Genomic DNA, 22,484 nt, shown 5'->3' with positions numbered 1-22,484 from the left:
TAGTCGGGGTGCGGGGGCGTCGATAAGTGTTCCCACATGTGGCGGCGGGGAGTACCGTCAATGTCATGACCAGTGACAGGCCAGTGTGGGAGCGGTTTCTGCCCGGCATAGGCGCGCTGAAGCGGTATGAGCGCTCGTGGCTCAGCGGGGATGTCGTCGCGGGTGTCACCGTGGCCGCGTACCTGGTGCCGCAGGTCATGGCATACGCCGTCATCGCCGGGCTGCCCGCGGTGGTCGGCCTGTGGGCGGTCCTCGCGCCGATGGCCATCTACTTCTTCCTCGGCACATCACGGAAGCTGTCGATCGGCCCGGAGTCGACGACGGCGCTGATGACCGCGGCCGGTGTCGGTGCGCTGCTCAGCGCGGCGGGCGGGCCCGAGTACTACGCCGAGGTCGCGGCGCTGCTGGCCATCGCGGTCGGTGTGGTCTGCATCGGGGCGTTCTTGGCGCGCCTGGGTTTCGTCACCACCCTGCTGTCGCGCCCGGTGCTCATCGGCTACCTCATCGGCATCGCGGTGCTCATGATCGTCAGCCAGCTGGGCAAGGTGACCAAGCTGCACGTGGAGGGTGACAGCACGTGGCGGGAGGTGGTGGATTTCGTCGGCAAGCTCGAGCACGCGCACATCCCGACGGCCCTGCTTGCGCTCGGTGTCCTCGTTCTCCTCTACGTGGCGGCGTGGATCGCCCCGAAGCTGCCGGGTTCCCTGCTCGTGCTGCTCGGTGCGGCGGCGGTCGTGTCGATCTTCAGCCTGCGCAGTTACGGAATCGCGGTGATCGGTGAGGTGCCGCAGGGGTTGCCCGCGTTCCGTGTCCCCGATTTCACCCTCGTCGATGTGTGGGTGATCCTGCCCTATGCCGCCGGTATCGCGATCGTCGGCTTCTCCGACAACATCCTCACCGGTCGCGCCTTCGCCTCGGGGAACGGGGAGGTCATCGACTCCAACCAGGAACTCCTGGCGCTCGGTGCCGCGAACGTGGCGAACGGTTTCGTGCAGGGTTTCCCCGTGTCGTCCTCCGGTTCCCGTACCGTGCTTGGCGACGCCGCCGGCTCCCGCACCCAGGTCCACGCCCTGGTGGTCATCGCGCTGGTCGTCATGGTGCTCATGTTCGCCGGCCCGGTCCTGGAGTCCTTCCCGGACGCCGCGCTCGGGGCCCTGGTCATCTATGCCGCCACGAGGCTCATCGACATCCCGGAGATCATCCGCATCGCCCGTTTCCGCACGAGCGAGCTGGTGATCACCCTGTCCACTGCCGCGGCCGTGGTCATCTTCGGCGTGCTGGCCGGCATCGGTTTCGCCATCGTCCTGTCGATCCTCGACCTGCTGCGCCGCATCACCCGCCCCTACGCCGACGTCCTCGGCTACGCCCCGGGTGTGCCGGGCATGCACAGCCTCGACGACTACGAGAACGCCCGCCCCGTCGACGGCCTGCTGGTCTTCCGCTACGACGCCCCCATCTTCTTCGCCAACGCCAACGACTTCGTGCAGCACTCGCTGCAGGCTGTCGCGGAGTCCGACACCCCCGTCCAGTGGTTCCTCCTCAACGCCGAAGCCAACACGGAGATCGACCTCACCGCCGTCGACGCGCTCGATGAGCTGCGCGCCCAACTGCAACGGCGCGGCATCAAGTTCGCCATGGCGCGCGTCAAGCAGGATCTTTACCGACGCCTCGAACCCACCGGTTTCATCGAGCGGGTGGGTGAGGACTACATCTTCGAGACCCTGCCCACCGCCGTCCGCGCCTACGCCAACCGCTACCAGGCCCGCCACGGCCGTTGGCCCGACGGGGTGCCGAAGGAAGTGGTGGAGCCGTGAGCGGTCAGTGCCGGGCCGAGGTGGAGGCGGTCCTTCACCTGGAGGCCGAACTGCAGGACGGTACGACCCGGAGTGACAGGGGACGCCTGCGCGAGATCCTGTCTCCGGAGTTCGGGGAGATCGGGGCCTCCGGGACGCGATGGGACAGGGAGTCCATCCTCGACCTGCTTGCCGGGGAGACGACCGGTGGGATCGTCAGCCGACGGCACTCGAGCGGTCGATGATCGACTGAGCCAGATCTGCCATCTGCTGTTCCACCTGGTCCGGGTCCGTAGTCAGATCAATGGTCTGAACAACCAGCTTCTTGTCCGAGTGTCTGATCTGGACGGACCTGTGGTGTTCGGAACCGCAGTAGATGAGCGTGCCGGTCTGCAGATCCAGAGCAGTGATGTAGGCGAGCAGCTGGTAATAGTCGGCGCTGCGGGCACGGGCGCCGGAGGAGATCTTGTATTTCAGGTCGCCGACGTGACGCACTGGTCCTCCTGGCGCCTGGAACACCAGGTCCGGATTCATTGCGATGGCTCGTCCATGTCCCAGGTGGACGGTCGGTTCCGAGATGACGTCGAGCCGCCCCCGGAGCGCACGGCGCAACCGCTCCGTCATGAATCTCTGGAAAAGATCGTTCATGTCGACCATGAAAGAGGATGCGGACGTGGACCCCGGGGTGTCCGTGAGCGTCAGGTTCGCCAGGATCAGGCGTGCCAACCGGAGAGTGGGTCTGTAGTGCTCGTTGAGACGGTTCCAGTGGAGAGCGTCCACTGCTGATGACTCCACAGGTGTATCGGTGACGGACTCCAATGCGATGAGCTGACGCATGAGCCGATGCCTGACCTCCGGACGGAGCCGGGGGACCCGGGATGCAGCCCGCACCGCTGCCTTGAGGATCTGATTCTCCGGAATGTCCTCCGTGAAGTCGTCGTAGGTGCAGGCCACCGGCGTGACCAGCCCGGCCTGTCTGAACTGTCGCACGACGTCCATTCGACCGCGCAACGCCAGCAGGGATTCGTCCCGCCTCTGGTAGGACCGGAGGAGTCCGCGACCGAGGGTGGTTTCCGCGGAGCGAGCGAAAAAGGAGACGACCGCGGGGAGCAGGTCGGAGGAAGATCCGTACTCGAATGCCTCCTTGCGCCACGCGCTTCTCGGCAGCCCGGGCTCCAGGAGCAGGAAGAGATTCTCCGGGTTGATCTTCGGGCGGATGAGAATCTCGAGGTCGCCCATCACAAGCGACCCGACGTGCGAGGAAGCGGTGATCCTCCACCGGCCGGTGTCAACCGGCGAGACGTCGACGTAGCCGGTCTTATGGAGCGACGCAGCCTGGTGGCGGCTCAGATCCAGCTCGATCGAACCGTATTCGAAAAGGACAGGCATGCGTTTCAATCGACCGGTGGGGAGTCCGGCCCATCGATCCCGGTGATGTCGCCGGCGACGTCCTCGAAGCGCTCCCAGACCGCCTGGAATCGGAATTTCTCGATGCGTTCCGGATCGCCGAAGAACTGATCTTCGATGAAGGGCTCGATGTTGTACTTCCAGATCCGGCGCAGGGATGGTTTGTCGATGCCGGGTTTCATGAAGTGGCTGGCACCGAGCTGCAGATGGGGGCCGCCGAGTTCCAGTTCCAGCTCTTCATTCACCTGTCGTACGAGCTCTCCGACCCACGGTTTCTCTTCCTCTCGTTCCAGCCAGCGGTCGAGCATTTTGCTCATGTGACCCAGATTGGGGAAGAACGGAACGAAATGGAAACGGCGACGCAGTGCGGCGTCTATAAGCGCGATGGAACGGTCGGCAGTGTTCATCGTGCCGATGAACCACAGATTCTCCGGAAGCGCGAACGGCTCGTCCGGGCGGTAGAGGGTACTTACCGGGGTACCCCGGTACTCGAGAAGGAAGAGGAGTTCGCCGAGGACCTTCGGAAGGTTCGCACGATTGATCTCGTCGATGATCATGATGTGGCGTTCCTCAGGTGACCGGTGGGCCCTCTCCGCCAGTTGTGCCAGGGGGCCGGGCTTGAGGTGGTAACTCAGTTGTCCTTCGTCATTGGTCGCCGGGCGGTAACCCTCGAAGAAGTCCTCGTAAGTGGTGGACGGATGGAACTGCACGATCGGGCGGTTCCCCGGATCGGCGACCAACGCCTCCGCCAGCTTACGAGCGAAGTACGTCTTACCCGTACCCGGAGGGCCGTAGAAGATGACCTGACCTTTGTCCTCGAGAAGTTCGATGATTTCGTCCAGGAACTCCCGGTCGACGAGAAGCTCCTCCGCCAGGTCGTCGAGAAGGTCGGCCTCCGCTTCGGGGGGCGTGTCGTCGTCTCTATCCGTTGGGCTCTCGGAGCAGGCCGGTTCAGGTGCACCGCCCAACATCGCCATGAGGGGAGCTACGTCGGCCGCGGTCTTCAGCACTTCCGCCGCGAGGTCCAGTGTGTCGAACTCCGAGCGATCGAACCAGCGGCCGTAAATGACCTCGCCGGATCCTCCACCGACGTAACCCTTGTCGGTCCCGATCTGCGATCTGCCGCCCGCGATGACGTCGTAGCCAGCTACCGGGTTGTGCTCGATGATTTCCACCATCCCCTGGGTGGCACCAGCCTCGGAATGAAGGTAGGGACGCAGACCGATCGACATGCCCCGCCGGTTGATCCAGACCCGTAGCGCGAGACCGTAGGTCCCGGGTACCCGCCAGTCGACCCACATATCCCCGCGGTACCTGGTTCTGGTCCACTTCACAGAAGGCTTTTTGATTTCGAGGACACGTCCTGCGGCGGACGCGACATCCGTTGACAGCGCTTTACCTATGTGATCTGCCACGGCGACGAGCATTTGAGCGTTCTCACGGTAGAGTTCGGGATCTTCACTGCCCAGCTGGTTTTCTTCGCGTAGGAGCGCGCGGTCACAAAGGACAGTATCGATGACGACTGGCTGCTCGTTGAACCACCAGGCGGCTATCTCCTCAAACCGGAGAATGTCGCCGTCTATGTCCTTGGCAAGCCGGTACAGGTCGGCGTATTTTGCTCCCTCATCGTCGAAGTCGTTTCTCCCCGTGACATAGGGCAGGTATCTAATTGACATTGTCCAGGCCACTGGCCATATGTCAGGATTGTCCAGCGCCCAGAAATATGAGGCCACAAAAGGCGCACGAGCTGCGGGCACCTTCAGGGGTTCAAGAAACTCGGCGAGGGAGTTGATCTTGTTGCGCGCATCCTCCAGATCGGTGGGTGTCGTGAGCGAATCGCTGAGAACCCTGACGGCTTCTTCGGGATCCGTGGTCCGTTTGTTGATCTGATTGATCGTCATCTGCCCGGCGAAGCCTGCAAAGCCCGAGGCGAAGCTTCTCGACCACCGGTCACTATCGGCCTGAAATGCGGAGAGGTCGCGATCGATCTTCAGGGTGTCGAGAAGCCGCCGACCGGTCTGCGCGTGCGGGCCGATGTTGCGGGCCCGCCATCCGAGGTCCGTGGGGGGTGAATTCTCGAATTCTCGGATATGTGCCGTGTGCCAGCGACGGATGAAGTTGAGCTCCAGGTCGGGGAGATTCGTCAGATCCTGCATGCGTGCCTCCGGGTGGCCCGTAAGACCCACCGGTTACGTTGGGTAAGAAGTTTCTTTTCTCTTCTCATTGTGACAGAGAATGCGCGTGTGGGACTCCGAATGGATAGAAGCATCCTCCACCCCAATTTGGAGGAAGGACGCTCTGTTTTATATGGATCCGTAGATCACCGGTTCTGCCAGAACTGCTCCGATTCCTGCAGCGCCCGGTAGTGGCTGGTGAAGCCTTCGCAGGCGTCTTCCGGGACGGTGTAGTTGTCGGTGACGGCGCGCAGTTCCGCGTAGTACCCGTCGATGCGGGCGTCGTCGGTGGTGTCGGCCAGTGCCTGGGTGAGTTCGCGGACGCGGGTGAGCTCCGGGTGGTGGGCGCCGTGGACCTTCTCGACGACCGGGGCCAGCCGGACCGCCTGGGCGAGTGCGTGGTTCATGATGTTCTTCCTTTCAATCTTGCTCTGTCTGACATCTCTGAGATTAGGAAGCGGCGGCGGCGATCTCCTTGACGTGGATCAAAGAGCGGACCGGGGGCGCGGGGCCAAACCCCCCGGGGTAGGTTTACATTCAGGAAATCTGTCGCCTCCGAAAGGTGTCTGCCTCACCATGCACAACCAGACCAAACTCATCCACGCCGGCTACGTCCCGGGCAACAAGGACCCCCGCCAGGTGCCGATCGTGCAGTCCACGACCTACACCTTCGACTCCTCCGAGGACATCGCGGCCGTCTTCGATGAGCCGACCCACGCGCTGATCTACTCGCGTTTCGCGAACCCGACCGTCATGGCCGTCGAGTCGAAGATCGCGGAGCTCGAGGGTGGTGCCGCGGCGATGGCGACCTCCTCCGGGCAGGCCGCGACCGCGCTGTCCATCATGAACGTGTGCTCCGCCGGCGACTCGTTCGTGGCCTCCTCCGAGATCTACGGCGGCACCCTCAATCTCTTCCACACCACCCTCAAGCGTTTCGGCATCGAGGTCATCTACGTCGACCAGAACGCCTCCGAGGAGGAGATCGCGGCCGCGTTCAAGCCGAACACCAAGGCGCTGTTCGGTGAGACCATCGGTAACCCGGCGATGAGCGTGCTGGACATCGAGAAGTTCGCGCGCATCGCCCACGACCAGGGCGTGCCGCTCATCATCGACTCCACCTTCGCCACCCCGATGCTGTGCCGCCCGATCGAGCACGGTGCCGACGTGGTCATCCACTCCACCTCCAAGTACCTCGACGGCCACGCCGTGCAGGTCGGCGGCATGATCGTCGACGCCGGCAAGTTCGACTACACCAACGGCAAGTTCCCCGGCTTCACCGAGCCGGACGAGTCCTACCACGGCGTCGTCTACACAAAGGACTACGCCGTCGCGCCGTTCATCATCAAGGCCCGCATGCAGCTGCAGCGCGACTTCGGCGCCTACCCGGCCGCCCACTCCGCGTTCATGCTCAACCTCTCCCTGGAGAGCCTCGACGTGCGCATGCAGCGCCACTGCGAGAACGCCCAGAAGGTCGCCGAGTACCTGGCTGGCCGCGACGACGTGCTTGCCGACGTCCGCTACCCCGGCCTCGAGTCCTCCCCGTACCACGAGCTGGCCAAGAAGTACCTGTCCGGCAACTCCGGCGTCCTGTGCATCGACATCAAGGGCGGCCGCGAGGCCGGCGTGAAGTTCATGGACGCCCTCGAGCTGGTCTCCCGCCAGGTGCACGTCGCCGACGCCCGCTCCTGCGTCCTCCACCCGGCGTCCACCACCCACCGCCAGGTGCCGGACGAGCAGCTGCCGTCCGTCGGCATCACCCCCGGCCTGGTGCGTATCTCCGTCGGCCTGGAGAACGTCGACGACATCATCGCCGACATCGAGCAGGCCCTGGAGAAGTCCCAGGCCTAAAGCCCGCTTATCGACGCCGCCCCGGTCCCACATGAGGGACCGGGACGGCGTCGATGAGCGGTGTCTAGAACTCCGGCAGCGGCAGAACCGTGAGGGAGAACATCGCGCCGACGGCCATGACCAGCGGGATCGCGATCATGATCGGGGCGGCGATGGCCGGGTTGACCACCGGTGCGGTGCGGGCGCCGCCGATCTTCTTGACGGTCAGTTCGAGGAGGAAGAGCAGGGTGGTCGCGGCCGCGGACACCATGCAGAACGGGCAGATCTCGCCGATGACGAACAGCTGCAGGTAGACGAACCAGGCGGACAGGGCGACACCGATGGCGGTGACGGGCAGGAGCAGCTTCTCCAGGAGCTCGCTCTTGGTGAACAGCCACAGCGCCGATGCGGCCATCATGCCGATGTAGTAGAACGCGCCGATGGTGGCCAGCGGGATCGGGCCGACGTAGGACCAGTCGCTCATCATGACGGCCATGGGGCCGCGGGTGGGCACGCCCTCGGGGATGGGCAGGACCCAGAAGTGGATGGCGGAGAGGATGGCGCTGGCGGTCCAGCCCATCACGGCGACGCCGAAGAAGGCCCAGATGAGTCGGTTGGCCAGGGGGCGTGGCTTATCGACGGTGGCGGCCGGGGTGGTGAGCTTGGTCAGAACCGAGGTCGTCATGTGCGAATCATTTTCCTTAACGGGAGCGGGAACGGGAACGGACTCGAAGATACCCCGGGGGGTATTTGCGGTCAAGTCCGCGGCCCTGCAGTCCCCGGTGCCGGCCTGCCCGGTGGCGACGGTCAGGTCATCGGAGGGGCGTCGGTAAGCGTGGGGTCCAACCCGCGATGTCGCAGCTCCGCGGCCGCCCGGTCCAGCCCGCCGTGCTCCAGGGCTGCCAGGGAGGTGCGCCCGCTCCACACGTGACGGCCGAAACTGGACACCGTGATCTCCAGGTCGCCGGTGAGGTGCTCGAGATCGCCGGGGACGTTGCGGTGCTCGCTGGGCAGGGGGACGGGTAGGACGAAGGCGTCGGCAAGCGGGGCCGACGCGGTGATCTCCACCCGCCATCCGTAACCGCGACCCGACAGGCGCCAGGTTTCGTCGGTGGTGGTCGTTTGGACAGGGCTGACGACCGGGTTGCCGAGGCGCAGGACCCGGGAATCAGGCAGCTTGACCGCGAGCCCCGTCACCTCCACCCTCATCGGCCCCGCCGTGACCAGGCCGCCGGCGAACGCGACGCACGCCTCCGGCTCGACGAAGCCCTGCGCCTGACCCCACCACCACGACTCCGGGAACCCCTCGCGGCCCCAGTTCTTCTCGCCGTAAACCTGGGCGTCGGTGAACTCCCAGGTCTCGTCGCCGAGGATCGTCGTTCCGCTGGCGCACCCGCCGAGCAGCCACGGGTGCCAGTACTGGTTGAGGCCGGGGATCACCTGGAAGATGCTCGACCCGCCGAAAGCGCGGTGCGGCCACGGCGTGAGGTCGTCGAAGGTCAGGTCCAGGCGGGCGTCGGGGCCGAGATCGACGCGCAGATGCTCCTCGTCACCGCTGAAGGCGGGGGAGTTTCTCGCCCCGCCGCGGACCCCGAGGCGATGCGGATCCGTCCACGACCCGTCCCGGGCGGCGGTGCGCACGACGCCGTTCGACCCGGCCAGCCCGATCGTCGCCCACGGGCCGCGCGGCCCCCGGTTCGCCCCGCACAGGGCGATGACGACGCGGCCGGTCTCGGGATCGGTCAGCCGCCAGAAGTAGCCCTCCATGGCGACGCCGCGGTGCGCGCGGGTGGGCTGTCCGAAAGGTAGGTCGGCGCCGGTGGATCGGTAACGTGTGAGCGGGGTCATAGTCCCCAGTCAAGCACAGGACGGCCTGCGGGGGCGTCGGCTGGGATGCTGACACGTCATGTCGGGAAATCCACCTGTTGGCTTTTGCCGATAGGTGGATTTTTTGCGGATGTCCGTGACCTGGGGTTTTAAGAATCCAATGCGGCGTCAGATGTAACAAATGACGCCGAGACGTCATTGTGACCTACCGGCCCCGCCAGCCGCGCCGACCACCGGGGGCTCAGCGGAACTCGCACCCCTCGATGCTGCCCTGCCCGAGCACCACCTCCGGCAGGTCCTCGGCCACGCAGCATCCCTCCAGCCCGTAGCTCACCAGCCCGCGGGCGAGGAACTCCTCGACCGCCTCGTACAGGGTGAACTCGAGAAGCTTCGGGTCATCACAGTCCTGCAGACGGCAGAGCGTGTCCACCGGGTCGCCGTCGCGTTCGCAGGCGGCAACGGTGTAGGTGGCGTCCGGATTCAGCTCCCGCCCGCCGATCTGCACCGACTGCACGCGCCGGCCCATCGGGGCGTCGGACGTGAATCGCACCTGCATCCCGAAGAAGCGCACCACCCAGCCGCCGAAGACCTCGTCGGCACGCGGGGAGAAGACGTTGTTGAGTTCCTTCTCCAGCCAGGTGCGCAGCTGCGCACCGGTCACGTCACCCGTCTTCACCTGGGCGTTCTCCGGCAGCATGGACCACAGGAACTGCCTGCTTATTGTCGCCGCCCCGTCGACCGGCACCAGCGGAGGGCAGAAGCGGAAACCGTTGGACAGGGCGATGTCGAGGTGCTCCCCGCGTTCGGCCAGCGCGGTCGACGCCTTGGCGAACAGGGCGTCGGTGACGAGGTTGTCTATCGGTGTCTCCAGGACGTAGTAGCGCTGGAGCACGGTGGACGTGGTGCCGATCGTCTCCTCCAGTTCGGGGTGTTCGGCGCGGAGTGTGTCGACCAGGTCGCGCACGTGGGGGTCCTCGGGGAGGTCCCCGCTGACCTCGAGAAGCTCGTAGCCGACCTCGAGGACCTGGGAGCCGTCGACCTCGATGTCGAGGCAGCCGACGAAGGAACCGAAGGCGCCCGGCTCGGTGACGCGGGCGTGTTTTCCCTGCAGCGGCTGGCGGACGCGTTCGTGGGTGTCACCGCCGAGGATGTAGTCGACGCCCTCGGCGAAATCCTCGCTCGCGAGTGCCACCTGCGGGGCCAGCCCCAGATGACCCATGACGAGCACCACCTGGCAGCCCTCCTCCTCACGCAGGAGGCGGACCCAGTGGGCCAGGCTCTGCGCGGGCTTCGTCAGGGCGATGCCCCGGCTGTACGCCGGCGCCTGCCGACGGGTGAGCGCCGGATCGTTGTAGGCCAGCACGCCGACCTTCACCCCGCCCTTGTCCAGCACGAGGTAGGGGTCGAACAGATGGTGGCCGACCACGTCGTTGCCCATCGGATTACCGGCGTCGTCGGCGTGGTGCATGTTGGTGCACACCATCGGGGCGGTGTACTCGGCGGCGATCTCCAGCAGCCGGTCCTTGCCGAAGACGACCTCCCAGTTGCCTGGCATGAGGACGTCGTAACCGAGGGCGTTCATCGCCGGGATCGCCGCCTGCCCGCGGGAGAGCTGCATCCACCCGCTGCCCTGGAAGCAGTCACCGTTGTCCACGATGATCGTGTGCGGATTCTCCTCCCGGATCCGGTCGAAGAGCGTTTACATCCGGGCCACGCCCCCGGCTCGGCGGTAGACGGGGTGGCCGTCCTCCAGATAGAACTCGTCGTGGGTCTCCAGTTGGCCGTGCAGGTCAGCGGTCTGCAGGATCGTCAGGCGGGTCGCGTCAGTCATGGTGATTCCTCCTGCCCGCCACCCTGGTGGCGCACCTCACAGGACTGCAGGGATCAGCGGTAGCGGGGGACCGGGGCCGTCACGGTGCCGCCGCCGTAGCCGTTCCCACTGTCCCGGCCCTCGACGACGACCTCGTCGACGTCGTCCGGGATGGTGAACGGACCGCGGGAGCGGGTGAAGGGCTTCTCGTGCTGGTGATCGTGGTGCAGGGTGTGCTCGGCGAGGACGTCGCCGTCCGGGGTGAGCACGCGCCAGCCGTCGGCGAAGCGCTCAGGGGTGTCGTAAGGCGAGGACATCGTCACCACGACACGGAACTCGTCCCCGGCCGGGGTGACGCGGGCCTCGAGGACGTCGGGGAAGTCCGCGGAGTCCGCGGAGTCCGCAGCTGCGGACTCGACAGTCTCGGACACCGTCTGATCCGTGGTGGCCGGAGTCGGCGGCGCAGAGTCCTCGGCGCAGGCCACCAGAGCGGCGCAGGCCACCAGAGCGGCTGAGGCCACAGCGAACAGGACAGGGACGAGAAGACGACGGTTCATGGGATCGACGTTATAGGCCGGCGGTGAGCAGTGCCGCACCGATACAGACGAAGAAGACTCCGGCCACCGCGTTGATGATGACCGGGCGTCGCGATGGTTCTTTCCCGTCCTGCGGCGCGGCGAACAGTTCGGGGTTCTGCTTCGAGTAGATGACCTGCACATTCTGACCGGTGCGGTCGGTGAGACCGACGTCGTTGGAGCGGGGACGGGCCCGGACCAGGTGCCCGGTGAGGGTGCGGAACTCGATGGTCTCGATCAGTGTGCGGACGTCGTTGCCGTTGCTGCTCTCCCGCGTGTGGATCCGCGAAGACACCACCGTGCCGCGGACGCGTTCACCGCGTTGGGAAAGGTCACGCAGGATCGCCCGTTGCTTCACCGCGCCGTACAGGAGATACAGGCCGACCATGATCATCAGGACGGACACGGCCAGGAAGATGAAGGAGAACATGGGGGAAACGGGGTTACTCCGATTCTCTTGTACGGAACGCCTGCCGCCGCTTCCACGCCGCCCGCTGCGCCCGGCCGTGCTCGACCATGACGGGGAACAGCTCCCACTCAGGCAGGTGCTCGCTGGCGTGAACCAACGCCGCCGCCATGGCCTGGTACTGCCGCCGGTAGGACATGCCGAGCACTTGGTCGGCGTAGTCGGTGACCAGTTCGGGCACGACGTGCAGGGTGGTCAGCTCGAGCAGCAGGCGGCGGGCGGTGTGCCGGGGCAGGGGAGCGGAGTCACCCATCTCCGACAGTGCCGAGCCGAGGCTGGCGGGGTCGACGGGCTGGTGGGCGCGGCGTCGAGAAGCGAGGAACCCGAAGAGCCGGCCGTGGTGCGGGTCGTCGAAGTCGCCGGGCTCCAGGATGCGGCACACCTCGTCGCTGGGCGGGTGCTCCTTGCCGGCCCACATGAGGCCGCACAGCAGGAGCGCCTCCGGGTCGAGCTGGGGTGGGTCCACCCCGAGGAGGTCCTCATCCTCGTCGATCATGCGAGAGCGTCCGCCACCAGTTCGGCGGTCGCCTTCGCCGACGCCGGGTTCTGCCCGGTGATGAGGTTGCCGTCGGTCACGGTGTACGAGGCGAACGGCAGGGTGGCCTTGCGGTAGTCGGCGCCGCGCTGCTTCGCCACCTCCTCGACGTTGTAGGGGACAAGCTTATCGACGAGCGCCAGTTTCTCCTCTGCCCAGGAGAAACCGGTGAGGGGGCGGGCGTCGATAAGCAGGGAACCGTCCGACAACCGCGTGTTGAGCAACCCGCAGTAACCGTGGCACACCGCGGCGACGACGCCGCCGGCCTCGACGATCTCCCGGGTGAGCCGCTGGAGGTCCTCGTTGTCGGGGAAGTCGTACATCGCGCCGTGCCCGCCGGCGAACCAGATGGCGTCGAAGTCGGCGGCGTCGACCTCGGCGGCGGCGGTGGTGGTGCCGAGCTGCGCCATCTTCGACGGATCGGTGAGCCAATCCGAGGCGGTCTTCTCCTTGGCGGGGAACTTCAGGGAACGCTTGTCGAGGGGGACGTAGCCACCGGCCGGGCTGATGATGGTCTGATCGAAGCCGTGCTCCGCGAAGACCTCCCACGCGTGGGTCAGCTCGGAGAGCCACAGGCCGGTCGTGTCGGAGGGGTCGTCGAAATGGGCGACGTTGGTGACCACATGGAGGATTCGTGTCATGAGCCCATCCTCCCTGCGCCGGCGGCCGCGTGCCACCGTATCCGGGAGTACGCTCAACCTCGTGAAGTACCTTCCCTATGTGCCCGCGGTCGCGGCCGTGGCCTTCGGTGCTGTCCTGCTGTATCTCGGCGAGCTGGACGACTCCCCGGGACTCGGCGGCATCGGTCTCATCCTCATCGTGGCGGCAGTGTTCTTTGCGGTGCGGCATGCCCGGAAATCCCGGCGCGGCTGAATCCGCCGTTCCCGATGAGCCGGTCCGGTAGCATCCCTTCTGATCTGTATACCGGTAACCGATGAGGTGGATGAGGATGCGCGCTGCGCGGTTGGTCCTGGGAATCATCAGCGTGCTGATCGTGATGGCGGTCGCCGTCGTCGCCGCCTATGCGTGGGGGAGCGCATCAGGGGAGCCGATCAAGGAGGAGACCACGTCGCGTACCTCAGAGATCATCACCGCGGTGGAGCGGGAGGAGGAGATCGTCCTCCTCAGCACTGCGACGCAGGGCTTGCACACGGTGGAACGGGAGGCGAAGATCTTCAAGTGGGAGCTGCCGGGGTCCCGGCGCACCAACATCCTCCAGTACACCTTCACCGCCCAGTTGGGCATCGACGGCGGTGATGTCGCGATCCGGCAGACTGACACCGACTCGTACCGGGTGACCGTCCCGCCGTTCAAGTCCATCGGCTTCAAGGACCCGGAGTTCAAGACGGTGCACCGGGACGGCAGGGCCCTCAGCTTCATCACGGAGGAGATCGACTCCGCCGAGGCCGTCACCGAGATCCTCAATGACGAGAAGCGTCAGGAGCACATCGACGCCAACCGCGATCTCCTCGAGGGCCAGGCCCGCAACTTCTACACCGGCATCATCCACGCCATCGACGAGGACGTGCAGCTGCAGTTCGAGTTCCGCTGATCCTGAGGTCGCTCACTCCGTGAACCGCTTGCGGTACGACGTCGGCGTGGTGCCGTAGCGTGCCGCGAAGCTCTGGCGGAAGGTGACGGGGCTGCTGAAGCCGCAGACCCGGGCGATCCGCTCGACCGTCCACGGGGTGGTCTCCAGCAGGGAGCGGGCTTCGTCCAGGCGGCGGTCGGTGACCCAGCGCGCCGGGCTGGTGCCGGTGATCTCGCGGAAACGGCGGGTGAAGTTGCGCCGGCTCATGTGGGCGCGTGCGGCCAGCTTTTCGACGGTCAGCGACTCATCCAGGTTGGCCAGGGCCCAGTCGATGACCTCACTGACCGGTCCCTGACCCTGGTGTGCCGGGAGCGGTCGCTCGATGTACTGGGCTTGTCCGCCTTCGCGGTGCGGGGCGATGACCAGGTGGCGGGCCACGCGGGCGGCGGCGGCCGTGCCGAGGCGGGTGCGGACGATGTGGAGGCAGGCGTCGAGGGCGGAGGCGGTGCCCGCGGAGGTGAGCACGTCCTCGTGATCGATGTAGAGCGCGTCCGCGTCCAGGTTGATGTCGTGGAAGCGGCCGGCGAAGTCGTCGGCCGCGGCCCAGTGGGTCACCGCCGTCCGGCCGTCGAGAACCCCGGAGGCCGCCACCGGGAAGGCTCCCAGGCAGAGCCCGGCGACGGGGGCACCGCGGTGCTGCGCGCGGCGGACCAGGTTCTTCACCCGCTCGGAGGGGTCCCGCAAATCGGCGTACCAGGCGGGGAGCACCAGCAGGTCGGCGCTTTCGGCGGCCTCCGGGCCGGCCAGGTCACCCAGTAGCAGACCCTCGGCGGTGCGCACGGGCTGCCCGTCCTCGGACCACACCTGGACGGACCAGTTGTCGGCCAGTCCGAGGCGGGAGACCTCCCCGAACACCTCCAGGGGGACCGCGACGTGGAAGGCGGTGATGCCCGCGAAGGCGAGGACGGCGATCTTCATGTTGGCCCGATTCCATCGACAGTGTTCCCTTGCGCCACTCACGCTACCGGACTCCCGCGGGCCACCATGGACTGACCATTCCCACGCAAGGAGAACACCATGACCCGTCGTGCCCTCATCCTCGTCGACGTCCAGCAGGAGTATTTCTCCGGCCCGCTGGCCATCCAGTACCCGCCGGTGGAGGAGTCCCTGGCGAACATCCTCAGCGTCATCGACGCCGCCGAGCAGGCCGGGATGCCGGTCGCCGTCATCCGGCACGAGTACCCGGCGGACTTCCCGGTCTTCGGCGCCGGGTCTCCGGGGCAGGAGCTGCACCCGGACATCGCCGCCCGCGCCACGGACGCCTGGAAGCCCGCCACCAAGTCCTGGGCCAGCATCTTCGCCGGCACCGATCTGGACGAGTGGGTGCGCGAGAATGACGTCGACACCCTCACGCTCGTCGGTTACATGACCAACAACTGCATCATCGGCACCGCGGCCGACGCTGAGCCGCGCGGCCTCACGGTGGAGGTGCTTTCCGACGCCACCGGCGCGATCAACCTGTCCAACTCCGCCGGTTCCGCGCCTGCGCAGCAGGTCCACGAGACCCTCATGGTCCTGCTCAACTCCAATTTCGCCGCCGTGGACACCACCGCCGCCTGGCAGGCCGCCGTGGCGGACAACCGGCCGCTGACCGGCAGCAACCTCATCGAATCCGCCCGTAACTAGGAGTGCCCGTGACCCGCGTCCCTCTGTCCATCGTCGACTTCTCCGCCTTCTTCGACGGTGAAACCCCCGCGGATGCTCTCCGACGCTCCGTCGACCTCGCCCGCAAGGCCGAGGAACTCGGATAATCGCGTGTCTGGTACTCCGAGCACCACAACACCGCGTCCATCGCCTCGGCCGTCCCGGCCCTGGTCATCGGACACGTCGCCGCCCACACCTCGACCATCCGCCTCGGCGCCGGCGGCGTCATGCTCCCCAACCACTCGCCGTACGTCGTGGCGGAGCAGTTCGGCACCCTGGAGGAGATGTACCCCGGCCGCATAGACCTCGGCCTCGGCCGCGCCCCCGGCACCGACCGCACCACCCTGGCCCGCGCCCTCCGCCGCCCCGTCAACGCCGCCGAGAACTTCCCCGCCGACATCGTCGAACTCTCCCGCTACCTGCGCGGCGACTCCCCCGCCCCGGGCGTGCAGGCGATCCCCGGGCGCGGCACCAACGTGCCGCTCTACGTCCTCGGCTCCTCCCTCTACGGCGCGCAGCTCGCCGCCACACTCGGCCTGCCCTACTCGTTCGCCTCCCACCTGTTCCCGCCCATGCTCGAACAGGCCGTCACGCTGTACCGGGAGACCTTCGAACCCTCGGCGCTCATGGACGAGCCGTACGTCATCGCCGCCCTCAACGCCACCGCCGCGGACACCGAGGAGGAGGCGACCAGTATCCACCGGCAGATGGTCCACCAGCACGTGACAACCATGCACTTCAACGGCCGCGTAGCAGACGAGAATGAGATCTCTCAGCTCATGGCCTCACTACGCGTCCATGCTCGACTACTACGCCGTCGGTACCGGCGAGCAGACGGCCGATTACCTGCAGTCCTTCGCGGAGCGCGCCCGGGCCGATGAGCTCATGCTGCTCGTCAAGGGCCCGACGACCAAGACCAACAACCGCACCCTCGAGCTCATCGCGCAGGCGTGGGGCCTGGACCCGGCTGCGGCCGCCGGGGACCCGACGACCTGGCGTCGTTAAGCGGATTTCGACTTCTTGGTCGACTTCTTGGCTGTCTTCTTCTTCCCGCCGCGCTTCTTGTCCAGCGACGCCTTGAGCGCCTCCATGAGGTCGACGACGTCGGCGTCGTCCGAGTCGTCCTCGTCCGGCTGCTCGCCGAAGGTGGCCTCCGTGTCGAGGGTGTCCCCGGCGGCGAGCTTAGCGTCGATGAGCTTGCGCAGTTCGACCTGGTACTCGTCCTCGAACTTCTCCGGGGTGAAGTCGGAGGCGTACTGGTCGACGAGCGCCGCGGAGAGCTCGAGTTCCTTGTCGGAGATCTTCGCCCGCGACTTCGTGCCCTTGAAGTCGACCTCACGGACCTCGTCCGCCCACAGCAGACCCTGCAGGACGAGCACCTTGCCGCGCACCCGCAGGGCACCGAGGCGGGTCTTCTGGCGCAGCGCGAACGTGACGATCGCGGTGCGGTCCGTCGCCTCGAGCGTCTGCCGCAGCAGCAGGTAGGACTTCGGGGTCTTGCCCTCCGGCTCGAGGAAGTAGCTGCGTTCGAGCATGATCGGGTCGACCTGTTCGGAGGGGACGAACTGGACGACCTCGATCTCGTTGTTCTCCGCCTCGGGGAGGGCGTCGAAGTCTTCGTCCGTCATGATGACGGTGTCGCCGTCCTCCTCGTAGGCCTTGTCGATGTTCTTGTACTCGACCTTCTCCCCGCACACCTCGCAGCGCCGCTCGTAGCGGATCCGACCGCCGTCCTTATCGTGGACCTGGTGGAAGGAGATGTCGTGGTCCTCCACCGCCCCGTAGGCTTTGACGGGGACGTTAACGAGTCCGAACGTGATGGCTCCGGTCCATACTGCGCGCATAGCATGAAGCTTATACAGGAAGGACGGGCCATGGCGGGCAGCAGAAAGCAGTTCCGGATCGGCGGGCGCACTCTCGCGGTGAGCAACCTGGACAAGGTGCTCTACCCGGAGACGGGCACGACGAAGGCCGATGTCATGCACTACTACCTGGCCGTGGCCGAGGTGCTCCTCCCGCAGCTCACCAGCCGCCCCGTCACCCGGAAACGCTGGGTCGACGGCGTGGTCACGGAGAAGAAGCCGGGACAGGTGTTCTACGCCAAGGACCTCGAGGACTCCGCCCCCGACTGGATCCCCACGGGGAAGATCGCCCACAAGACCACCACCAACCACTACCCGCTGGCGGAGGACGAGGCCGTCCTCGCCTGGTTCGCGCAGGTCGCGGCCCTGGAACTGCACACCCCGCAGTGGCGTTTCGGGGCCAACGGTCAGCCCCGCAACCCCGACCGCCTCGTCCTGGACCTCGACCCGGGGGAGGGCGCGGGTCTGCCGGAGTGCGCCGAGGTGGCCGGCTGGTGCCGTGAGATCCTCGAGGACATGGGCATGCCCGCCCACCCCGTGACCTCGGGGTCGAAAGGCATCCACCTCTACGCGGCGCTCGACGGGAAACACAACTCCGAGACCATCTCGCAGGTCGCCCGTGAACTCGCCCGCGCGCTGGAGGCCGACCACCCGGACGAGGTCGTCTCCTCCATGAAGAGGTCGGCGCGCGCCGGGAAGGTGTTCCTCGACTGGTCGCAGAACAACTCCTCCAAGACCACCGTCAGCCCGTACTCCCTGCGCGGCCGCACCCGCCCGACCGTCGCCGCGCCGCGCACCTGGGAGGAGTTGGCGGGCCCGGACCTGCGGCACCTGGAGTACACCGAGGTGCTCGAGCGGGTGGCCGAGGGCCTCGATCCACTCGAGCCCCTGCGTGAGCAGGCCCCCGACCGTCTGGCGACCTACCGTTCCATGCGCGATCCCGCGAAGACGGCGGAACCGGTGCCGATGGGGCGGCCGTCGACAAGCAATGCGCAGCCGATCTTCGTCATCCAGGAGCACCACGCCCGCCGCCTGCACTGGGACTTCCGCCTCGAGCACGACGGCGTGCTCGTCTCCTGGGCGGTGCCCAAGGGGCCGCCGCTCGACCCGGAGCTCAACCGGCTGGCCGTGCAGACCGAGGACCACCCGCTCGAGTACGCCACCTTCGAGGGGACGATCACCAAGGGGGAGTACGGTGCCGGCGAGGTGAGCATCTGGGACTCCGGCACCATTGAGCTGGAGAAATGGCGCGAGGGCAAGGAGGTCATCGCGGTGCTCCACGGCCGGCCCGACGGCGGCCTCGGCGGGGCGCCGCGCCGCTTCGCGCTCATCCACGCGCCGGGCATGGGGGAGGACAAGCACTGGCTGCTGAAGTACATGAAGGACCAGCCGGACAATGCTTCTCGACGCCCCGTCGCCCCCGACCCCCTGTCCGCCTCCTTCACCGTCGCCGACCTGCCGTCGGCGATGCTGGCGACCCCCGGCACCCCGGCGGACGTGCGCCTCGGCGTGCAGGACGGCGAGACGTGGGACTACGAGATGAAGTGGGACGGCTACCGGATCATCGCCGGCGTCGGGGGCGGGGCGGTGGTGCTGGCCAGCCGCAACGGCCACGACTACACCGATCTGTTCCCGCCGGCCGCGGAGCTGGTGGACCTGCTGCCGGACGGCGCGATCCTCGACGGGGAGCTCGTCGCCCTCGATGACCGGGGACGCCCCGACTTCGGGCTGCTGCAGGCCGCGGCAAAGGGGGAGGTCGGGGAGGTGACCCTGCGCTACATGGTCTTCGACATCCTCCAGCTCGGCGCGCCGGGTGCCGCGGACGCGAGTCCGCAGCTGCGGACTCCGTACCGTCAGCGCCGCGCACTCCTGCGCGAGGTGCTGGCGGAGGGGGAGCACGTCACCGTCCCTCCCGCGCACACCGGCAGTCTCGCGCAGGCGGAGAAGGTCAGCCGCGAGCTGGGACTGGAGGGGGTGGTGGCCAAGCGCGCCGACTCCACCTACCTGCCCGGCAAGCGGGGGAGGGCGTGGCTGAAACTGAAGACGCAGCTGCATCAGGAGGTGGTGGTCATCGGCGCCCGCCACGGCAAGGGCGGGCGGGCCGGCGGGATAGGGTCGCTGCTGGTGGCGGTGCCGGATGAGAGTGGCGGGCTGCGTTACGCGGGCCGCGTCGGCACCGGTTTCACCGCCGCGCAACTGCGGGACATCGAACAGGTGCTCCGCCGGATCGAGCGCAAGACCCCGCCCGTGGACGACGTGCCGGAGGCGGACCAGTCCGACGCGTGGTTCGTCACTCCGAAGCTCGTCGCCGAGGTGTCCCTGGCGGGGCGGACCCGTGAGGGGCGCGTCCGCCAGGCCGTGTGGCGCGGGTGGCGCGAGGACAAGCACCCGGAAGAGGTGCGCTGGGAGGTGTAGCGGCCGGGCTCGGACGAGGCCTTACGGGGGCGGACCCGTCGATCACCGCGGGCGTCGACAAGCAGCCTAAAACTGGCCGCCCGCCCGGCGGCGGGCCGCGGGAGATGCTCCCGCACGATCCGCTCGATCCGCATGACCCCGAGGATACGTAGACTCGGCCCGTTGAACGCCACCATCCACCACGACCTCGGCCGTGCGGACACCCCGGCGCGGGCGGCCCTGGTCGCTGCCTCGATAGGTGGGCAGGCGGAGCAGGCCCTCCTGGGTCACACGGATTTCCACCACCGCGCCGACACGCTTGCGGCCTATTCGCACGACGAGGACGAGGCGCAGCTCATCATCCTGTGCGACGAGGTCGCGTTCCTGCACGTCTTCCTGCCGCGCCGCGACAAAGTCCACACGGTCCACGTGCAGGCGACGGTCCTGCCGGACCGCGATCCGCTCCCGCTTCTCGACGCCCTGTACCCGGCGTTCCAGGACCTGTGCCGGCAGGAGCGTCGCACGGCCGTCACCTGGTGGGAGTACTCGCGGCAGGAGGAACCCACCCTCACCGCCGCAACCGGCAGCGGAGCGGTGGAGGCGACACCGGTGACCGACCGGCTGCAGGAGCGTGGCTTCGTCCTCGACCAGGTCGAGGTGACGAACACCCTGCAGCTGCCGGTGACGGTGGGGGAGGGGGACGTCGATAAGCGGTACGAGCTGGTGACCTGGACCGGCGAAACGCCGGAACACCTGCTCGACGGCATGGCGGACCTGCGGGCTCGGATGACGACGGACGCGCCGAACGGCAGTCGGGAGGCGGAGGAGGCGGCGTGGGATGCCACGCGGATCCGCCGGGAGGAGGAGGTGGCGCGCAGTGCGCGGCGTACCCGGCTGTGGGCGGTGGCGCTGGGCCCGGAAGGCGAGCCGGTCGGCTACACCATGCTGGAGAGTCCGGACGGACAGCCCGAGGTCGCCCATCAGATGGACACCCTCGTGCGTTGCGAGGACCGCGGGCACGGGCTGGGCCTGGCACTCAAACGGGCCAACCTCACCCACCTGCAGGAACTGCGCCCTCAGGCGCGGCGCCTGCACACCTGGAACGCCGGGGAGAACCGGTGGATGCTCGACATCAACCGCACCCTCGGCTTCACCCCGACCTCCGCGCTCGGGGCGTGGCAGCGCACCCTTACTGCAGCGGCACAACCGTGAGGTCGGTGCCCAGGAAGCCCTGCTCCGGGGCCTGATCGGTGACCTCGACCTCGGTGACACCGAGGACGGAGGCGTCGCCGACGCGGTCCTGCGGGACGGTCTGCGGGGCCATGCGACCCTGCGGGGCAGCCACATCGGTGCCGATGCCGAAGGACTCGTCGAGACCCGTGACGTTGAACTGGGTCGACATGTAGCGACGGTTGTTCGCGGTGTTCCACTGGGAGACCACCAGGTCCATGTTGCCGATGGTCGACCCGGGCACGATGTACGCGCCGTAGACCTGGGCGAAGTTGCCGGCGTCCTGCGGGTCGCGCCAGTTGCCGCCGAGGATGACGGGGGCCGGGGTGACCGCGTCCCAGTCATCGGTGATGTTCCCGGTGATGCGGACCTCCACCGTGTAGGTCTCGGCGTTGAACATCGCCAGCACCCAGTGGCCCTCGATGTAGCGCAGGGTCATCTCGCCGGCGGAGACGTCGTCGGCGAGGATCGGGGTACCGGCGAAGGTGGCCGACCAGGTGCCGGTGCGGGTGTCGTAATGCTCCCAGGTGGAGCGGTCGGCGATCTGGGCGGGCCGGAAGCGGGAGAGGTACACGTCGTCCGCGCGCTTGAACTCCGAGGACATGACGTAGACGTAGCCGTCCGGTCCCATCTCCCAGGTGATGAGGTTGCCCAGCCCGTTCATGTAGGACGTGTCGGTGACGCCCACGGACTCCCAGGACGCGCCGTTGTCCTCCGACTTCCAGATCTGGGTGCACAGGACGTTGCCGATGCCCTGGTTCCACATGCCCTGCATGTACAGGGTGCCGTCGATGTTGATGGCGTCGGACGGGATGACGGTGATGCCGTTGTCGTGCGAGTAGTCGATGAGCTGCTCGGCGATCTCACCCTCGTTGAGCGGGCGGAGGATCTCGATGCGGCCGTCCGGGTTCTTCACCGCGACGACACCCACTGGGCTCATCCACTCGCCCTGGCCGAAGGCGGGGCCGCGCCAGGAGTCACCGAAGATGATGGCGAACTCCTCGCCCTCGCCGATCTGGGCCATGATGCCCAGGTCGCCGATGAGCAGCCCGATGTCATCGGAGATGCCGACGCCCAGCAGGTCACCGATGACGGAGACCACCAGCGGGCCGTCGACATGGTCGTCGCCGAACTCGACGTCGTTCGGCTGCCGGCGCTCGCCACTGGACCCGGAGCTGCCGGAACTCTGGGCGACGGCGGTGGGGGGGGGCAGCACCGCGACGCTGACGAGACCACCACCGATGGTGAGGGAGGCGGACAGGGCGAGGGTGGAGATCGTCTTCTTCACGGGTCGAGACATTTTCAAATTGTTATAAAGACCGCGTGATGAATCGCACCACACTTTCGCG

Annotated in this window: 22 protein-coding genes and 1 pseudogene; 9 read left to right on the top strand and 14 right to left on the bottom strand. The window is 67.1% G+C overall.

Annotated features, from left to right (window positions below; genetic code table 11):
* The first annotated feature begins 65 nt into the window (after positions 1-65).
* Both B9Y70_RS10735 and B9Y70_RS10730 read left to right on the top strand, forming a co-directional pair.
* On the top strand, positions 66-1,814 hold the full coding sequence (locus tag B9Y70_RS10735; RefSeq protein ID WP_085550270.1) for a SulP family inorganic anion transporter: 1,749 nt from the start codon (positions 66-68) through the stop codon (positions 1,812-1,814).
* Positions 1,811-2,038: a nuclear transport factor 2 family protein gene (locus B9Y70_RS10730; protein WP_205410445.1), complete on the top strand. Its 228-nt coding sequence runs from the start codon at positions 1,811-1,813 to the stop codon at positions 2,036-2,038. The genes B9Y70_RS10735 and B9Y70_RS10730 overlap by 4 nt, the downstream gene beginning before the upstream one ends.
* On the opposite strand, the gene B9Y70_RS10725 is transcribed toward B9Y70_RS10730, so the two are convergent.
* The 3 genes from B9Y70_RS10725 to B9Y70_RS10715 all read right to left on the bottom strand — a co-directional run bounded on the left by B9Y70_RS10725 (position 2,010) and on the right by B9Y70_RS10715 (position 5,781).
* Positions 2,010-3,182 carry an McrC family protein gene (locus B9Y70_RS10725; protein ID WP_085550268.1) on the bottom strand — a complete coding sequence of 391 codons (1,173 nt, stop codon included), beginning with the start codon at positions 3,180-3,182 and terminating at the stop codon, positions 2,010-2,012. The two genes, B9Y70_RS10730 and B9Y70_RS10725, sit on opposite strands and share 29 nt — an antisense overlap.
* Before the next feature lie 5 nt (positions 3,183-3,187).
* Entirely contained in the window at positions 3,188-5,356 is a 2,169-nt protein-coding gene (locus tag B9Y70_RS10720; protein WP_085550267.1) for an McrB family protein, read from the bottom strand.
* A gap of 164 nt (positions 5,357-5,520) precedes the next feature.
* Positions 5,521-5,781: a hypothetical protein gene (locus B9Y70_RS10715; RefSeq protein ID WP_085550266.1), complete on the bottom strand. Its 261-nt coding sequence runs from the start codon at positions 5,779-5,781 to the stop codon at positions 5,521-5,523.
* 169 nt (positions 5,782-5,950) lie between these two features.
* On the opposite strand from B9Y70_RS10715, the gene B9Y70_RS10710 reads away from it, so the two are divergent.
* Positions 5,951-7,222, top strand: a complete 1,272-nt coding sequence (locus tag B9Y70_RS10710) for an O-acetylhomoserine aminocarboxypropyltransferase/cysteine synthase family protein (RefSeq protein ID WP_085550265.1) — start codon at positions 5,951-5,953, stop codon at positions 7,220-7,222.
* 64 nt (positions 7,223-7,286) lie between these two features.
* Here the strand turns inward: B9Y70_RS10710 and B9Y70_RS10705 are convergent, their stop codons facing one another.
* The 8 genes from B9Y70_RS10705 to B9Y70_RS10675 form a co-directional block, all read right to left on the bottom strand.
* A complete protein-coding gene (locus B9Y70_RS10705) occupies positions 7,287-7,886 on the bottom strand; it encodes a vitamin K epoxide reductase family protein (RefSeq protein ID WP_085550264.1) in 600 nt (199 codons plus the stop codon).
* Positions 7,887-8,008: 122 nt separating this feature from the next.
* Positions 8,009-9,049 (bottom strand): tocopherol cyclase family protein, encoded by a 1,041-nt coding sequence (locus tag B9Y70_RS10700; protein WP_085550263.1) that lies wholly within the window; start codon positions 9,047-9,049, stop codon positions 8,009-8,011.
* Between the two features lie 220 nt (positions 9,050-9,269).
* Entirely contained in the window at positions 9,270-10,712 is a 1,443-nt protein-coding gene (locus tag B9Y70_RS10695; RefSeq protein ID WP_275886744.1) for a bifunctional metallophosphatase/5'-nucleotidase, read from the bottom strand.
* Positions 10,713-10,727: 15 nt separating this feature from the next.
* Positions 10,728-10,859 (bottom strand): hypothetical protein, encoded by a 132-nt coding sequence (locus B9Y70_RS13160; RefSeq protein WP_275886742.1) that lies wholly within the window; start codon positions 10,857-10,859, stop codon positions 10,728-10,730.
* 53 nt (positions 10,860-10,912) lie between these two features.
* Positions 10,913-11,395, bottom strand: a complete 483-nt coding sequence (locus B9Y70_RS10690; RefSeq protein ID WP_085550261.1) for a hypothetical protein — start codon at positions 11,393-11,395, stop codon at positions 10,913-10,915.
* Between the two features lie 10 nt (positions 11,396-11,405).
* Positions 11,406-11,843 (bottom strand): DUF3592 domain-containing protein, encoded by a 438-nt coding sequence (locus B9Y70_RS10685; RefSeq protein ID WP_085550260.1) that lies wholly within the window; start codon positions 11,841-11,843, stop codon positions 11,406-11,408.
* Between the two features lie 13 nt (positions 11,844-11,856).
* Positions 11,857-12,375, bottom strand: coding sequence for a DnaB-like helicase N-terminal domain-containing protein (locus tag B9Y70_RS10680; RefSeq protein WP_085550259.1), 519 nt, complete (start codon positions 12,373-12,375; stop codon positions 11,857-11,859).
* Positions 12,372-13,055 (bottom strand): type 1 glutamine amidotransferase domain-containing protein, encoded by a 684-nt coding sequence (locus tag B9Y70_RS10675; RefSeq protein ID WP_085550258.1) that lies wholly within the window; start codon positions 13,053-13,055, stop codon positions 12,372-12,374. Before B9Y70_RS10675 ends, B9Y70_RS10680 begins: the two co-directional genes overlap by 4 nt.
* A 61-nt stretch (positions 13,056-13,116) precedes the next feature.
* On the opposite strand from B9Y70_RS10675, the gene B9Y70_RS12820 reads away from it, so the two are divergent.
* Entirely contained in the window at positions 13,117-13,287 is a 171-nt protein-coding gene (locus B9Y70_RS12820) for a hypothetical protein (protein WP_159449815.1), read from the top strand.
* 112 nt (positions 13,288-13,399) lie between these two features.
* Positions 13,400-13,966: a hypothetical protein gene (locus tag B9Y70_RS10670; RefSeq protein WP_143337618.1), complete on the top strand. Its 567-nt coding sequence runs from the start codon at positions 13,400-13,402 to the stop codon at positions 13,964-13,966.
* A 12-nt stretch (positions 13,967-13,978) separates the two neighbouring features.
* Here B9Y70_RS10670 and B9Y70_RS10665 read toward each other — a convergent pair whose 3' ends face one another.
* Positions 13,979-14,923, bottom strand: a complete 945-nt coding sequence (locus tag B9Y70_RS10665; RefSeq protein WP_085550256.1) for a GlxA family transcriptional regulator — start codon at positions 14,921-14,923, stop codon at positions 13,979-13,981.
* 99 nt (positions 14,924-15,022) lie between these two features.
* Between B9Y70_RS10665 and B9Y70_RS10660 the strand changes: the two genes are divergently transcribed.
* On the top strand, positions 15,023-15,631 hold the full coding sequence (locus B9Y70_RS10660; protein ID WP_085550255.1) for an isochorismatase family protein: 609 nt from the start codon (positions 15,023-15,025) through the stop codon (positions 15,629-15,631).
* An 8-nt stretch (positions 15,632-15,639) separates the two neighbouring features.
* A pseudogene (locus B9Y70_RS10655) lies at positions 15,640-16,654 on the top strand (LLM class flavin-dependent oxidoreductase).
* Here B9Y70_RS10655 and ku read toward each other — a convergent pair.
* On the bottom strand, positions 16,651-17,493 hold the full coding sequence (gene ku / locus B9Y70_RS10650) for a non-homologous end joining protein Ku (protein WP_085550254.1): 843 nt from the start codon (positions 17,491-17,493) through the stop codon (positions 16,651-16,653). The pseudogene B9Y70_RS10655 and the gene ku sit on opposite strands and share 4 nt — an antisense overlap.
* Positions 17,494-17,523: 30 nt before the next feature.
* Here ku and B9Y70_RS10645 point away from each other — a divergent pair, with 30 nt between their 5' ends.
* Together B9Y70_RS10645 and B9Y70_RS10640 are read left to right on the top strand one after the other, a co-directional pair.
* On the top strand, positions 17,524-19,926 hold the full coding sequence (locus B9Y70_RS10645; RefSeq protein ID WP_085550253.1) for an ATP-dependent DNA ligase: 2,403 nt from the start codon (positions 17,524-17,526) through the stop codon (positions 19,924-19,926).
* Positions 19,927-20,088: 162 nt separating this feature from the next.
* On the top strand, positions 20,089-21,117 hold the full coding sequence (locus tag B9Y70_RS10640) for a hypothetical protein (protein WP_085550252.1): 1,029 nt from the start codon (positions 20,089-20,091) through the stop codon (positions 21,115-21,117).
* Here the strand turns inward: B9Y70_RS10640 and B9Y70_RS10635 are convergent.
* Entirely contained in the window at positions 21,095-22,441 is a 1,347-nt protein-coding gene (locus tag B9Y70_RS10635; protein ID WP_420838456.1) for a DUF4185 domain-containing protein, read from the bottom strand. The genes B9Y70_RS10640 and B9Y70_RS10635 overlap by 23 nt on opposite strands.
* Positions 22,442-22,484 lie beyond the last annotated feature (43 nt).

Origin of the sequence: Corynebacterium pollutisoli, from assembly GCF_900177745.1 — a bacterium.
Classification (GTDB): Bacteria; Actinomycetota; Actinomycetes; order Mycobacteriales; family Mycobacteriaceae; genus Corynebacterium; species Corynebacterium pollutisoli.
This window is presented reverse-complemented; position numbering and strand designations above follow the sequence as displayed.

Excerpts from the sequence above, each read along its gene's own strand:
- B9Y70_RS10735 (WP_085550270.1), top strand. The coding sequence starts at position 66 with ATGACCAGTGACAGGCCAGTGTGGGAGCGGTTTCTGCCCGGCATAGGC.
- B9Y70_RS10725 (WP_085550268.1), bottom strand. The coding sequence starts at position 3,182 with ATGCCTGTCCTTTTCGAATACGGTTCGATCGAGCTGGATCTGAGCCGC.
- B9Y70_RS10720 (WP_085550267.1), bottom strand. The coding sequence starts at position 5,356 with ATGCAGGATCTGACGAATCTCCCCGACCTGGAGCTCAACTTCATCCGT.
- B9Y70_RS10715 (WP_085550266.1), bottom strand. The coding sequence starts at position 5,781 with ATGAACCACGCACTCGCCCAGGCGGTCCGGCTGGCCCCGGTCGTCGAG.
- B9Y70_RS10710 (WP_085550265.1), top strand. The coding sequence starts at position 5,951 with ATGCACAACCAGACCAAACTCATCCACGCCGGCTACGTCCCGGGCAAC.
- B9Y70_RS10705 (WP_085550264.1), bottom strand. The coding sequence starts at position 7,886 with ATGACGACCTCGGTTCTGACCAAGCTCACCACCCCGGCCGCCACCGTC.
- B9Y70_RS10700 (WP_085550263.1), bottom strand. The coding sequence starts at position 9,049 with ATGACCCCGCTCACACGTTACCGATCCACCGGCGCCGACCTACCTTTC.
- B9Y70_RS13160 (WP_275886742.1), bottom strand. The coding sequence starts at position 10,859 with ATGACTGACGCGACCCGCCTGACGATCCTGCAGACCGCTGACCTGCAC.
- B9Y70_RS10690 (WP_085550261.1), bottom strand. The coding sequence starts at position 11,395 with ATGAACCGTCGTCTTCTCGTCCCTGTCCTGTTCGCTGTGGCCTCAGCC.
- B9Y70_RS10685 (WP_085550260.1), bottom strand. The coding sequence starts at position 11,843 with ATGTTCTCCTTCATCTTCCTGGCCGTGTCCGTCCTGATGATCATGGTC.
- B9Y70_RS10680 (WP_085550259.1), bottom strand. The coding sequence starts at position 12,375 with ATGATCGACGAGGATGAGGACCTCCTCGGGGTGGACCCACCCCAGCTC.
- B9Y70_RS10675 (WP_085550258.1), bottom strand. The coding sequence starts at position 13,055 with ATGACACGAATCCTCCATGTGGTCACCAACGTCGCCCATTTCGACGAC.
- B9Y70_RS10665 (WP_085550256.1), bottom strand. The coding sequence starts at position 14,923 with ATGAAGATCGCCGTCCTCGCCTTCGCGGGCATCACCGCCTTCCACGTC.
- B9Y70_RS10660 (WP_085550255.1), top strand. The coding sequence starts at position 15,023 with ATGACCCGTCGTGCCCTCATCCTCGTCGACGTCCAGCAGGAGTATTTC.
- ku (WP_085550254.1), bottom strand. The coding sequence starts at position 17,493 with ATGCGCGCAGTATGGACCGGAGCCATCACGTTCGGACTCGTTAACGTC.
- B9Y70_RS10645 (WP_085550253.1), top strand. The coding sequence starts at position 17,524 with ATGGCGGGCAGCAGAAAGCAGTTCCGGATCGGCGGGCGCACTCTCGCG.